Here is a 13336-nt window from a genome sequence, read left to right on the forward strand (position 1 = left end):
CAGCGCGGGACGGTGCAAACCTGCACGTCAGAGCAGGGTTCAGAGCACAGGATGCGGTGGCCACCCGGCTCGCCTTCGGAGGCTGCCACTGCGCGTCATCTGCGCATCCACACCTCTGCCGGCCGGTATTCACTTCAGCCGTCTTTCGGCCAACCGTGCGAAAGGTCTGTTCGCGGACACGGCACCCCCCTAGAGTGGCCGCGATCCTCCACAAGTGGACTTTTTCTTCACGCCAGTTCACCGGACCTTCACATCGGTCCACTGGCCTCGGAACGTTCAGCGCAGCCTGTTCCCATCGTCGAGCCGGAAGGGCGGATCCGTGACGCAGGCGTTCCAGTCCCCCGGCTTCGCCGCGCTCGCCGGTGACCGCGCGGTCGAGACCCGGCTCGTCGAGGAGCGCTGGCAGGCGGTCGCCTGGGACCTGAGGACGGGTCAACGCCGGGTGGTCACCGACCGACCGGGGGGCGTCCACCTCAGCGAGATCGAGCCGGACGGCGAGGCCATCTGGTGGTTCGACGCCGACAGCGCCGGGGAGGGGCGGTGGCGGCGCGAGCCTTTCGTGGGCGGCACGGGCAGAGGTGACACGGGCGGCACGGGCGGCGCGGGCGGCGCGGGCCGCACGGCGCTGGACGGCGTGCCGCGCGGGCGGGCGTACGGGGTCGCCTTCGACCGGACGGGCGCGCTCGCGGCGGTGGCCGTCGGCGTCGACGGCGCCTCGCACTGCTACGTCGGACCGCCCGCGGGCCGGGCGCGGCTGATCGGCTCGGCGCCGGGGTACCTGAGCCTGGCCGACCTGTCGCCGGACGGTCGGTTACTCGCCCTCGGCGGGCGGCCGGACGGGGACGACGCCGTGGTCCTGTGGCCGACGGACGCTCAGGCAGACGGTCCCCCGCCGCTCGCCGGGAACCACCGACTGCGGCTCTGGCCGATCGAGTTCAACCCGCTCGCGGCACTCGAACCGGAGCTGCTGCTGGTGGTCGAGGAGGACGAGCAGTACACCGTCGCGACCTGGCGGGCGAGCACGGGGCTGCGCAGGTACCCGAGGCTGTCGTTCGACTCGCAGATATCGGCCGGCTGGTACCAGGGGCCGCGCGAGGTCCTGATCCAGCACGAGCGGGCCGGGCGGAGCCGACTGCTCCTCGCCGACCTCGACCCGACCGACCTCGACCCGCCGGCCGGCCGGGGGCCGGCCGAACAAGCCCCGCCCGCCCGGGAGATCAGCACACCCGGCGGCACGATCCACGACCTGTCCTGCGCCCCGGACGGCACCCTGCACTGCGTCTGGAGCCGGGAGTCGACACCGCCCCGCCCGCTGGTCCTGCACCCCGGCCCGGAGGCGGCGGACTACCCCGACCCGAACCACCCCGATCCCGACCAGGGCGACACCTCCCGCAGCCGGCGCTGGACGCCCCGGCCGTACGGGCGGATCCACAGCTTCGTCAGCACCCCCGAGGGCCCGGGCCCGTGGCCGACCCTCTTCCTGGTCCACGGCGGCCCCGCCACCCACGACCGGGACTCCTACGACCCGCGGGTGAACGCCCTGGTCGGCCACGGCTACGCGGTGGTGCGCACCAACTACCGCGGTTCCACCGGCTACGGTGCCCGCTGGCAGCACGAGTACGGCCACCGGGTCGGGCTGGCGCAGATCGAGGACCTGGCCGCCGTCCGCGCGGAGCTGGTCGCCGACGGTACGGCGCTCGCGGAGCGCACCGGCCTGTGCGGGTTCTCGTGGGGCGGCTACCTGACCCTGCTGGCGCTGGGCGCGCAGCCGGAGTTGTGGTCGCTCGGCATGGCCGCCCAGCCGATCGCGGACTACCCCGCCGCCTACCGCGCCACCACCCCCGCACTGCGCGAGCTCGACCGCCAGCTCTTCGGCGGGACCCCGGACGAGGTTCCCGAGCGCTACCGCGCCGCCGATCCGCGCTCGTACGTGCACCAGGTCCGCTCGCCCGTCCTGCTGGTCGCCTCGCGGACCGACGAGCGGTGCCCACCCGAGCAGGTGGCCCGGTACGCCGCGGACCTGCGTCGGCTGGCGGTGCCGCACGAACTGCTCTGGGTGGACGGCGGCCACTACAGCCGCCGGACCGCCGACCACCGATCGGTGCTGGCCGCGATGGTCCGGTTCGCCGAGCAGGCCTGGCCGGCACCGCTCCCCCGACCACCTCGGGGCGACCGCCCCGGGGTACCCGCCGATCCACTGGAAGGAGGTGAACAGCCATGAAGCGACGCAGCATTCAGAACGACCCGATCAGCACCCCGGAGCGTGACCGGGGCGCCGTCGTGGTCCAGAACTTCGCGCTCGACATCACCAAGGCCGCGCCGGTCGCGCCTGCCCTCAAGGGGCAGCCGAAGCCGAAGCCGGAAGCGAAGAAGTAACCCTCCGTCGCTCCGGGGCGCTGCGGTGCCCCGGGGCGACACCCCACCGACCGCCTGCGGACAACAGAAGTGGCCACCATGCGTATCGTCCTGCTGCACATGCCCTGGGGCGCGATCGACGTGCCGTCGCTGGCGCTCGGGATCCTGCACACCGCCGCCGCACGGGCCGGCCATCAGGTCGAAGTGCGGTACGCCAACCTGGACTTCGTGGACTGGGCGGCCGAGAGCACGGGCTTCGGCGTGGACGACTACCAGTACTTCTCCGAGAAGTCCTATTTCCAGGGCGCGGGCGACTGGGCGTTCGCCGGTGCGCTGTACGGTGACGACGGCGACAACCACGGCAGTGACGGCGACGGCGACGGGTTCGCGGACTACTTCGCGTACCTGGCCACCAGCGGCGCGAGCGAGCAGGAGATCGCCCTGACCCGGGCCACCCGCGCGATCGCCCCCGCGTTCATCGCCCGGCTGGTCGACGAACTCGCCGCCGACCCACCGGACTTGGTCGGCTTCACCACCACCTTCCAGCAGAACACGGCGAGCCTCGCCGCCGCGCGGCTGCTCAAGCAGCGGTGCCCGCAGGTGCGCACGGTGTTCGGCGGCGCGAACTGCGACGGTCCGCAGGGCGCCGCGCTGCACCGCAACTTCCCCTTCCTGGACTACGTGGTGCGCGGCGAGGGCGAGGCCGCCTTCCCGGCCCTCCTTGAGGCTCTCCCCGCAGGCGGCGAGCTCGCCACCGTCCCCGGGTTGTGCTGGCGCGACGACTCCGGGACGTCGACGGCCAACGAGATGGCGAAGCGCCCGCTGCCGCCCTCGGCGATCCTGACGCCCTGCTACGACGGCTTCTTCGAGCGGCTCGACGCCTCCGTCGCGGCCGGCTGGGTCGATCCCAAGCTGGTGCTCGAAGGCTCCCGGGGCTGCTGGTGGGGCGAGAAGCACCACTGCACCTTCTGCGGGCTCAACGGCTCCTCGATGGAGTTCCGCTCCAAGCCGCCGGCGGACTTCCTCGCCGAGGTGCTCACGCTCGCCGAACGCCACCAGCTGTTGGACGTCTACGTGGTCGACAACATCCTGGACATGGGCTACTTCGACACCGTCCTGAAGTCGCTGGCCGAACTGCCGGTCGACCTGCGGCTGCACTTCGAGATCAAGGCCAACCTGCGCCGCCACCAGTTCCAGCTGCTCGGCGACTCGGGCGCGGCCCAGGTGCAGCCCGGCATCGAGAACCTGAGCACCCGGGTCCTGCGGATCATGGACAAGGGAGTCACGGGCTGCCAGAACGTCCGTGCGCTGCGGGACGCGCAGAGTGCCGGGGTCTCGGTGACCTGGAACTACCTCTACGGCTTCCCCGGCGAGCAGCCGGCCGACTACGAGTCGGTGATCCGCCAACTGCCGGTGCTGCACCACCTGGACCCGCCGACCGGAGCGGGACGGATCGCGATCGAGCGGTTCAGCCCGTACTTCGACCGCCCCGACCTGGGCTTCGCGATCACCCGGCCGGCCTTCCAGTACCGCGCCACCTACCGCCTTCCGGAGCGCGAACTGGCCGACCTGGCCTATGTGTTCACCGCGCCGCCGCGCGGGATCGGCGGCGGGCTCGCGGAGCGGCTGAGCGCCGCGGTGGACACCTGGCTCGCGCGGTTCCCCGACAGCCGGCTCAGCCACCGGGACGAGGGCGGGCGGATCGTGCTCGTCAACACCCGGCCCGGCTTCGACTGGCGGGTGGTCGAGCTGACCGATCCGGTGGAGCTCGCCGTCTTCCGGCTGCTGACCCAGCCCCGCTCGCCCGCCGCACTGGCCGCCAAGGTCCCCGGTGGCGCGGCCGCGGTCGAGCCGGTGCTGGAGCGTTTCACCGCGCTGGGCCTGCTGTTCCACGACGGGGACGGCTATCTGCACGTCGCCGTCGAGTCCGACAACCAGGTGCTGATGCGGATGCAGCACCGGCACGGCTCCGCGGCCGCCCGTCCTCGCGCCGAGGACACCGCCGACACCGAGGAGGGGGTGCTCGATGCCGTCACGATCGGCTGACCGGACCGACACGGTCACCTGGGACGCGGCCGGCCCGGAGGTCGAGCTCTGGCTCGACTACGACCCCGCCGCCCGGGAGTTGCCGGGCTTCGCACTCGGCCACCGCACCCTGCCGGGCCCGGCCGAGGCGGAGGTCACCGGGCTGCACCGCGCCGGGGTCCGCTGCCTGCGGCTGACCGAGCCGGTGCGGCTCTGCGCGGACGCACCGGCCGCCTCCGCGCGGGCGCTGATGGTGCTGCGCGAGGCGACCGGGCAGGGGCTGGCCGTGCTCTGGCAGGCGGTCTGCGCGGACGGCTGCGCGGCCCAGCGCCGGTTCCACCACCTCTACCCGCCCGAGCAGTTGACCGGTGCCCCACCGGACGTCCTCGCCGACTGGCGCGCCACGTACTACCCGAGCAAGTGCGTCTTCCGGCGCGGCCCCGGCTTCGTCGAGGTGCGCGACCGCCGGTTCGGGACGCTGGAGCTATTCACCATCGACGAGCCGGGCCACCTGGCGCAGCTGGCCGCGCTGGCCGAGGGCGTCGAGGTCGGCCTGCTGCCGGACGCCGTCCACCGGGACTTCGCCGCGGCCGGTCTGATCGCCGAACAGGCCGGCCGCGCCTGGTTCCTGCCCATGCGGGTGCGCCGCTGGCCCTTCCCGTCGCTGACGGTGTAGCGGCGTCCCTGCGTAGCCGCGAGAGTTTCGAGTCCGAGGAGAGAGCCATGACCACCGCGGTCGACGACGCCGCCGCGCGGATGTCCGCGTTCATCCGCGACCCCTACCCCACGCTCGCCCGGATCCGCGAGGCCGGCGCGGTCTCCGTCGTGGAGTTCGGCGAGGGCCTGCCGGTCTACCTGGTGACGCGCTACCAGGACGTCCGGGCCGCGCTGATGGACCCGCGGTTCGGACAGGACGTCCGCCGAAGCCAGGCCATCGCGAGCGGGCGGGGCGCCGGCCTGACGCTCGGTTCCGAGGTCGTCCACATGCTGAACAGCGACCCGCCGGACCACACCCGGCTGCGCCGGCTGATCCAGGGCGTCTTCACCCGCCGGCGGGTCGATCTGATGCGACCGCTGGTCGAGCGCATCGCCGGTGGGCTGCTGGACGGGCTGCGCGGGCGGGAGACCGCCGACCTGGTGACGGACTTCGCCTTCCCACTGCCGATCATGATCATCTGCGAGCTGCTGGGCTTCCCCCCGGAGGACATGCAGGCCTTCCGCACCTGGTCGACGGCGATCCTCACCCAGGGCGGCGCCATGACCTTCGACCAGGCGACCGCCGAACTCAACGACTACCTGCGGGAGTTGATGAAGGCCCGGCGCGCCTCGCCGCGCCCGGACATCCTCACCGACCTGGTGCAGGCCTGTGACGCCGGTGAACTCACCGAGCAGGAGGTGTTCTCGATGGTCTTCCTGCTGCTCATCGGCGGCCACGAGACCACCGTCAACCTGCTCGGCACCGCCACCCTGGCGCTGCTCCACCACCCCGACCAGCTCGCCTGGTTGCGCGCCAACCCAGCCGCGATGCCGGACGCGATCGACGAGTTCCTGCGCTACGAGTCCCCGGTGAGCATGGCCACCCTGCGGTTCACCAACGCCGACGTGATGGTCGACGACGTGGAGATCCCGGCGGACGAGCTGGTGCTGCTCTCGCTCGGCGCGGCCAACCGGGACCCGGCCCGCTTCACCGATCCCGACCGGCTGATCCTCGACCGCCGCGATCCGGGCCACCTGGCCTTCGGGCAGGGCCTGCACCGGTGCCTCGGCTCCTTCCTCGGCAAACTGGAGAGCGAGGTCGCGCTGACCGGCCTGCTGGAGCGCTTCGCGCGGATCGAGCTGGCCGCCGAGGAGGAGACCCTGCCCTGGCGCAACACGATCATGCTGCGCGGCCTGGAGTCGCTGCCGGTCTCGCTCGATGGCTAGCAGCACGAGGGCGGGCGACGCGAGCCCGGGCGGCGCGGGCGCGGGTGGCACAGGCGCGGATGGCACCGGCGCGGGCGACGCGGGCGCGGGTGGCACAGGCGCGGGGACGGGCGGCGCGGCGGGGCTGTTATTGCGGTTCCGCCCCCGGATCGGGCTCGCGCCACTACGCTCGCGCGGCTACCGGCTGCTGGTGATCGGGCAGGGCACCTCGGAGTTCGGCAACGCGTTCCAGGTGGTCGCCCTGCCGCTGCTGGTCTACTCCCTGGCCGGAGGCGCCCGCCAGTTGAGCCTGGTGGTCGCCGCCTACGGCGCGGGACGGCTGGCCGCCACCCCGCTCGGCGGGGTGCTCGCCGACCGGTTCGGCGCCTGGCGGGTGATGCTGACCGCCGACCTCGGCCGGCTGCTCGCCACCGCCGGGCTGTGCGCGGTCGCCGCCGGCGGGGCGGCGGACTTCTGGCTGATCGGCGGGCTCGCGCTGCTGGTCGGTCTAGGAGCGGGGGTGTTCCTGCCGGCCGCCTGGGCGATCACCCCGACCCTGTTGCCCGCCGAGGACCTGCACGCGGGCAACGCACTGAACAGTACGGTCACCTTCGGCGCCGGTCTGCTCGGTCCGGCGGTGGCCGGCCCGCTGGTCGCCTGGCTCGACCCGGCCGCCGCACTGGGCCTGGACGCGGCGACCTTCGCCGTGTCGGCGGCGACGCTGCTGCTGATCGGTCGCGGCAGCCCCGTCGCACCGCCCAGCCCGATCTCCGAACGTGCCTCCGTACCGAAGAACTTCCGCGGCCTGCTGCGGGAATCGCCGCTGCTGCGCGCGGTGTTGACGGTGACGGTGATCGCGAACCTGACGGTGGGCGGCGCCACCCGGGTCGCCCTGCCGACCCTGGCCACCCACGGCTTCGACGCCGGTGCCGTCGGGCTGGGCGTGCTGCTGGCCGCGTTCACCGGCGGTGCGCTGGTCGGCGGCCTGTTCGCGGCCGGCCTCACCGAGGTGCGCTCCCGGGGCCGTACGGCGATGCGCTCCGGCCTGGTGATGGGTGCGGCGATCGGCCTGGTGCCGTTCACCGGCCTCGTCGGCGCCGTGCTGCTGCTCTGCCTGGCCGGCGGCGCCAGCACGGTGACCAACGTCCTGGTCGTCACCGGCGTGCAGAAGAGCACCCCGCCCGCGCTGCTGGCCCGGGTCATGGCGGCCATCACCTTCTGCGCGCTGGCGGTCTTCCCGCTCTCGGTGATCGCGGCCGGCGCGGCGGTGGACGCGTTCGGGAGCCGGGGGGTGTTCGCGACGACCGGGCTCTGCCTGCTGGGCGCGTTCGGGTACGCGCTGACCAGGCGTGAGATCCGCGAGCTGTGAGCCGTGAGGCGTGAGGTGTGGGAGCAGGTCGCTGCTCCCACACCTCCGCCTTGCCCGGCAGGACGAACGGCGCCGGGCCCGGTGGTGCTCAGCCGCGGGCGAGGAGTTCCAGCGTGTCGACGACGCGGTTGGAGAAGCCCCACTCGTTGTCGTACCAGGCCACGACCTTGACGTGGCGTCCGTGGACCCGGGTGAGCGCGGCGTCGAAGATCGACGAGGCGGCCTGGCCGGTGATGTCGGAGGAGACCAGCGGCTCGTCCGCGTAGTCGAGGATGCCCTTGAGCCGGCCGTCGGCGGCCCCGCGGTAGGCGTCCAGGACCTGGTCGAGGGTCACCTCGCGGGCGACCGTGGTGTTCAGCTCCACCAGCGAGCCGACCGGGACGGGTACCCGGATGGAGTCACCCGACAGCTTGCCGTCCAGGTTCGGCAGCACCAGGCCGATCGCCTTCGCCGCGCCGGTGGTGGTCGGCACGATGTTGACCCCGGCGGCGCGGGCCCGGCGCATGTCCCGATGCGGCCCGTCCTGGAGGTTCTGCTCCTGGGTGTAGGCGTGGACGGTGGTCATGAAGCCGTGCTCGATGCCGGCCAGGTCGTCCAGTACGGAGGCCAGCGGGGCGAGCGCGTTGGTGGTGCACGAGGCGTTGGAGACGATCAGGTGCTCGGCCGGGTCGTAGGCGTCGGTGTTGACGCCGTAGGCCAGCGTGACGTCGGCGCCGTCGGAGGGGGCGCTCACCAGCACGCGCCGGGCGCCGGCGGCCAGGTGGGCGCGGGCGGCATCGGCGGCGGTGAAGCGCCCGGTGGCCTCCAGCACGAGGTCCACGCCCAGCTCCGCCCACGGCAGGTCGGCCGGGTCGCGCTCGGCGAGCACCGCGATGCGGCGGCCGTCGACCACCAGGTCGGTGCCGTCCACGGAGACCTGGCGGCCGAGGCGGCCGAGCGCGCTGTCGAACTTGAGCAGGTGGGCGAGCGCGTCCGGGGCGGTGAGGTCGTTGACGGCAACCACCTCGAGGTCGCTGCCGCGCTCCAGCAGGGCGCGCAGGGTGTTGCGTCCGATGCGGCCGAAACCGTTGATCGCGATGCGGGTCACGGGTGGTTCCCTTCGTTCCGTTCGTCGTCTCCCCCATCCTCGGCACCGCGGAGGGGGCCCGACAGGGGCCGGATCGACACGGCCCGCAAGGATCCCGCCAATCCCTGGGCCCGCTGGCCTGCCGCCTCGGGCCGCCCGGGGTGATCAGGGCGTCCGGGCCGCGAACGTGTGCCGGTACTCCGTCGGCGAGGTCCCGAGGATCCGCTGGAAGTGCAGGCGCAGGTTGGCCCCCGTCCCGAGCCCCACCCGGTCCGCGATCTGCTCGACCCCGAGGTCGGTGCGCTCCAGCAGCTCGCGGGCCAGGTCCACCCGCGCCCGCAGCACCCACTGCATCGGCGTGTACCCGGTGTCCTCCACGAACCGCCGCGAGAACGTCCGCTCCGACACCCGGGCGATCCGCGCCAGCCCCTCCAGCGTCAGCGGCTCGGCCAGGTGGGCCAGCGCCCACTCCCGGGTGCCCGCGAACAGGTCGCCCAGCGGCTCGGGCACGCTGCGCGGCACGTACTGCGCCTGCCCGCCGCTGCGGTACGGAGCGGCCACCAGCCGCCGCGCCGTGTGGTTGGACAGCCCGACGCCGTGGTCGCGCCGCACCAGGTGCAGACACAGGTCGATCCCCGAGGCCGCGCCCGCCGAGGTCAGCACGTCGCCCTCGTCGACGAACAGCACGTTCTCGTCCACGGACACCAGCGGGTGCTGCTCGGCGAGGGCTTTCGTGTAGTGCCAGTGGGTCGTCGCCTTCCGACCGTCGAGCAGCCCCGTCGCCGCCAGCGCGAACGCCCCCGTCGAGATCGCCGCGAGCCGCGCCCCCCGCCGGTGGGCGGCCAGCAGCGCCCGGACGACCTCCTCCGGCGGCCGGGTGCCCGCCGGATCCCGGTACCCCGGCACGAACACCGTGTCGGCCCACGCCAGCGCCTCCAGCCCGTCGGCCACGTGGTACGCCAGACCGTCGCCGCCCGCCACCAGCCCGGGCTGCGCGCCGCACACCCGCACCTCGTACGGCATGCTCGGCCGGCTGGAGAACACCTGCGCCGGAATGCCGACGTCCAGCGGCTTCGCACCCTCCAGCACCAGCACGGCCACCCGGTGCCTACCGCGCCCCATCGGACCCCTCTCCACTGCTGCTCTCCACTCCCGTCCGCTGTGGTGGCCCGGATGCCACCTACCGCAAGCATCCTGCCATCGGGCGGACGATCGCCAGCGCCCGGTCGCGCGCCCGGTCGGCCCTCATCGGTGACCCGGACGTACCCCCGAATGGTTGGCACGCTGTGCGAATCACCCGGAGCGGGACCAGCCACCCCGAAGGGCCCGGAACCCGGTGATTCCGGGCCGCGTCGCCACCGGCCGTCGCCGTGTCGTAGGGTGCGGCGCCGCAAGGCCGCGCCGGGACGGACGGCGGGCCGCCAGGGACGGCGAGCGGGCAGGAACGGGGAGAGCGGCAGACGATGGACGACCGGACGCAGCAGGACGACAGACCCGGCGGGGGCAGCACGGCCCCCGCCACCGCCACGGGCGAGGCCACCACCACTGGGGCGGTCGAGGATGCGCAGGCCGACGCAGCCCAGGCCGACGCAGCGAAAGCCGACGCTCCGCAGGCCGACGCAGCGCAAGCCGACGCCGCACCGGCCGACAGCGCGGAAGCCGACCGGACGCCGGTCGAGGACGCGCGCCCCTGGGAACTCCCGGACTACCTCCACGAGCGCGAACTCGGCGCCGGCGCCAGCGGCCGGGTCGTCCTCGCCCACCACCGGGAGACCGGCACCCCCGTCGCGATCAAGTACCTCCACGACCGCGTCGGCACGCCCGCACTGCGCGCCGAGGCCGAGGTGCTCGCCCGGATCGACTCCCCGCACATCACCCGCCTCTACGAGTACGTGGAGGGCGCGCAGGGCTCGGCCATCGTGATGGAGCTGGTCGACGGCATCGCCCTGCGCGACCTGCTGCGCGCGGAGGGCGCCACCACCCCCGAGGCCGCCCTGGTGGTGCTGAAGGGCTCCCTGCTGGGCCTGGCCGCCGCCCACGGGGCCGGCGTGGTGCACCGCGACTACAAGCCCGCCAACGTGCTGGTCGACGCGACGGGCGTCTCCAAGCTCGTCGACTTCGGCATCGCGGTGCCCAGCGGCGACGACCGCGACGTCTCCGGCACCCCCGCCTACATGCCGCCCGAGCAGTGGGCGGGCCGCCCGGCGTCCCCGGCCGGGGACGTCTACGCGGCCACCGTCACCTTCTTCGAGTGCCTCACCGGCGCCCGCCCCTACGGCGGCACCACGATCGCCGAACTCGCCGTCCAGCACACCGAGGCGCCGATCCCCGCCGAACTGGCTCCCGACCCCGTCCGGCCGCTGATCCTGGCGGGACTGGCCAAGGACCCGGGTGCCCGCCCGGACAGCGCGACCGCCTTCGTCCGCGAGCTGGAGGCGGTCGCGACGGCCGACTACGGGCCCGCCTGGGAGGAGCGCGGCCGCCTCGATCTGCTGGCGCTGCTCGCCCTGCTCGCGCCGCTGCTGCCCGGCGTGACCGGTCCGGCCCCCGGCGGCACCTCGCTGGCCCACACCTCGCTGGGCCCGCAGACCGCCGCGGGCTCCCCCGGGGCCGCCCTCAGCGCCGATCTGGCCGCCCTCGGCACCGGTACGGCCGCGCTCGGCGCCGGTACGGCCCGGGGCGTCCTGCGCCGGCTCCCGGCCCGCCGCGGCAAGGTCCTGGTCGGCGTCGCGGCCGGAGCCGTCACCCTGGCCACGCTGGCCGGCCTGGCGGTCGCGGGGGCCACCACCGACGGGGACGCCCGGACGGTCGTCGGCGCGGCCTCCCCGGAGGCGACCACCAGCCTCGGCGCGCAGCAGCCGAGCGGCAGCGCCTCCCCGGCGCCGTCCGCCCCGTCCGCCTCGACCACCCTGTCCGCCGCACCCTCGGGCACGCCGTCCGCCTCGGCCACCCCGGGCACACCCAGCGGCAGCCCCACCGCCGGGCCGACCGCCAAGGCGCCCACCGGGTCGGCGGCACCGACCCCGCCCGGCCCCGGTCTGCCCCCGGCGCCGGCCACCCCCGCCGGGCCGCCGTCCCCGCCGCCCGCCGCGCCGGCCGCTCCCACCCCGGCCGCACCGGCTCCCGCCACGTCCGCGCCGTCACCCGTCACCGCCTCGCCCAGCCCGAGCCCGACCGTCGCCCCGGCCACCCTCACGGTCGGCTCAATCAACCTGGACTCCCTGACCTGTAGCGGCCGTTGGAGCCTGACCGCCACCGTCACGGTGACCGCCCAGGGCGGCGGCACCGGGACGCTGACGCTCAGCTGGTACCACAGCTCGGGCGGCCGCGCCGTCACCGTCGCGACCGACACCGTGGCGATCCAGAACGGCACCGCCACCGTCACCCGCTCGCACGACTTCGGCTCGGCCGACACCTTCCCGACCTGGGGCGTCCGCGTCGCCACCACCCCGGCGGCGGCCAAGCCCGGCAAGACCTCCGCGGAGACGGCCGCGTTCATCTGCGACCCGCCCCGCTGACCAGCCGCCCCCGCCGACCCCTCGCCCCTCACCACCCCGTCCGGGAGAACCCCATGCCCACGCCCCGCCCCGACGCCGCCCCCGACCCGGGCGCCGAGCAGACCGTCGTCCTCGGCCCGGGCCCGGGCGCCGGCGAGGCGACGCTCCGGCTCTCCCCGGACGCGGACGCCACGGTCCGCCTCTCCGGGGAGGAGGCCGAGAGCGCGACCTTCCTCGACCCCCGCGCCTGGGGCGGCACCCCGCAGCCCGACGCGGACGCGGACGCCACGGTCCGCCTCCCCGGCGAGGAGGCCGAGAGCGCGACCTTCCTCGACCCCCGCGCCTGGGGCGGCACCCCGCAGCCCGACGGGACCACCACCCTCGCCGGCCCCCACCAGGAGGGGGATACCACCACCCTCGTCGACCCCGACCAGCCGGGCGAGACCACCACCCTCATCGACCCCGACGAGCCCGCGGCGGAGCCCGGCCCCGCCACCACCCCGCCGCAGGAACGCCCCCTCGCCCCGGGCGAGTTGCGCCGCTTCGGTCCCGGCGTCCCCCCGCGGGCCGCCGCCGTCTGGCACGGTCAGGCGTCGACTGAGGCCGCCCCGCCCCGGCGACGCCGGGTGGGGCGGTGGCTGGCCCCGCTGGCCGTCCTCCTCCTCGTCCTCGCCGCGTTCCTGTTCTGGCGTCAGCTGCGCACCCCGGCCCTGGCCGTCACCGCCGTCACCGTGACCACCGACCCCGCGGGCCCCGGCTGCGCCGGCACCGCGCTGGTCACGGCCAGCGTGGAGACCAACGGCGGCTCCGGCACCCTCCACTACCGCTGGCTCCGCAGCGACGGCACCACCTCGGAGGAGCTCACCCAGGAGGTCCACCCCGGCGTCCACCACACCGACCTGGTCCTGCGCTGGACCTTCGACGGCCAGGGCTCCCTCCAGGCCACCGCCACCCTCCAACTCCTCACCCCCACCACCCGCACCGCCGGCGCCTCCTTCCCCTACCACTGCCCCTGACCCTGCCGCTGCCCCTGACCCTGCCCCTGCCCCTGCCCCTGCCCCTGCCCCTGCCGCTGCCGCTGGCCATGCCCCCCCCGGGCTGGTCGTCGAATCCGCTCCTCCT

Annotated in this window: 10 protein-coding genes; 8 read left to right on the plus strand and 2 right to left on the minus strand. The window is 74.7% G+C overall.

The window, feature by feature from the left end:
* The first annotated feature begins 319 nt into the window (after positions 1-319).
* The 6 genes from ABTY15_RS16890 to ABTY15_RS16915 all read left to right on the plus strand — a co-directional run bounded on the left by ABTY15_RS16890 (position 320) and on the right by ABTY15_RS16915 (position 7651).
* Positions 320-2221: an alpha/beta hydrolase family protein gene (locus ABTY15_RS16890; RefSeq protein WP_350588797.1), complete on the plus strand. Its 1902-nt coding sequence runs from the start codon at positions 320-322 to the stop codon at positions 2219-2221.
* Entirely contained in the window at positions 2218-2376 is a 159-nt protein-coding gene (locus ABTY15_RS16895; RefSeq protein ID WP_181970410.1) for a hypothetical protein, read from the plus strand. Before ABTY15_RS16890 ends, ABTY15_RS16895 begins: the two co-directional genes overlap by 4 nt.
* A gap of 78 nt (positions 2377-2454) precedes the next feature.
* Positions 2455-4401: a RiPP maturation radical SAM C-methyltransferase gene (locus ABTY15_RS16900; protein ID WP_350588799.1), complete on the plus strand. Its 1947-nt coding sequence runs from the start codon at positions 2455-2457 to the stop codon at positions 4399-4401.
* Entirely contained in the window at positions 4382-5056 is a 675-nt protein-coding gene (locus tag ABTY15_RS16905; protein ID WP_350588802.1) for a DUF5825 family protein, read from the plus strand. Before ABTY15_RS16900 ends, ABTY15_RS16905 begins: the two co-directional genes overlap by 20 nt.
* Positions 5057-5103: 47 nt before the next feature.
* Positions 5104-6303, plus strand: a complete 1200-nt coding sequence (locus tag ABTY15_RS16910; protein ID WP_350588804.1) for a cytochrome P450 family protein — start codon at positions 5104-5106, stop codon at positions 6301-6303.
* A gap of 130 nt (positions 6304-6433) precedes the next feature.
* Entirely contained in the window at positions 6434-7651 is a 1218-nt protein-coding gene (locus ABTY15_RS16915) for an MFS transporter (RefSeq protein ID WP_350588807.1), read from the plus strand.
* A gap of 88 nt (positions 7652-7739) precedes the next feature.
* Here ABTY15_RS16915 and gap read toward each other — a convergent pair whose 3' ends face one another.
* Together gap and ABTY15_RS16925 are read right to left on the minus strand one after the other, a co-directional pair.
* The gene (gene gap, locus ABTY15_RS16920) at positions 7740-8738 is read right to left on the minus strand and encodes a type I glyceraldehyde-3-phosphate dehydrogenase (protein WP_350588808.1); all 999 of its coding nucleotides are present in this window, start codon (positions 8736-8738) and stop codon (positions 7740-7742) included.
* A gap of 144 nt (positions 8739-8882) precedes the next feature.
* The gene (locus ABTY15_RS16925; protein WP_350588809.1) at positions 8883-9839 is read right to left on the minus strand and encodes a GlxA family transcriptional regulator; all 957 of its coding nucleotides are present in this window, start codon (positions 9837-9839) and stop codon (positions 8883-8885) included.
* Between the two features lie 341 nt (positions 9840-10180).
* Here ABTY15_RS16925 and ABTY15_RS16930 point away from each other — a divergent pair, with 341 nt between their 5' ends.
* Together ABTY15_RS16930 and ABTY15_RS16935 are read left to right on the plus strand one after the other, a co-directional pair.
* Positions 10181-12235: a protein kinase domain-containing protein gene (locus ABTY15_RS16930; RefSeq protein WP_350588810.1), complete on the plus strand. Its 2055-nt coding sequence runs from the start codon at positions 10181-10183 to the stop codon at positions 12233-12235.
* A gap of 53 nt (positions 12236-12288) precedes the next feature.
* Complete coding sequence (locus ABTY15_RS16935) at positions 12289-13230, plus strand: hypothetical protein (protein WP_350588812.1); 942 nt, start codon at positions 12289-12291, stop codon at positions 13228-13230.
* Positions 13231-13336: the final 106 nt, after the last annotated feature.

The organism is Kitasatospora sp. NPDC097643, from assembly GCF_040302625.1.
GTDB lineage: Bacteria > Actinomycetota > Actinomycetes > Streptomycetales > Streptomycetaceae > Kitasatospora.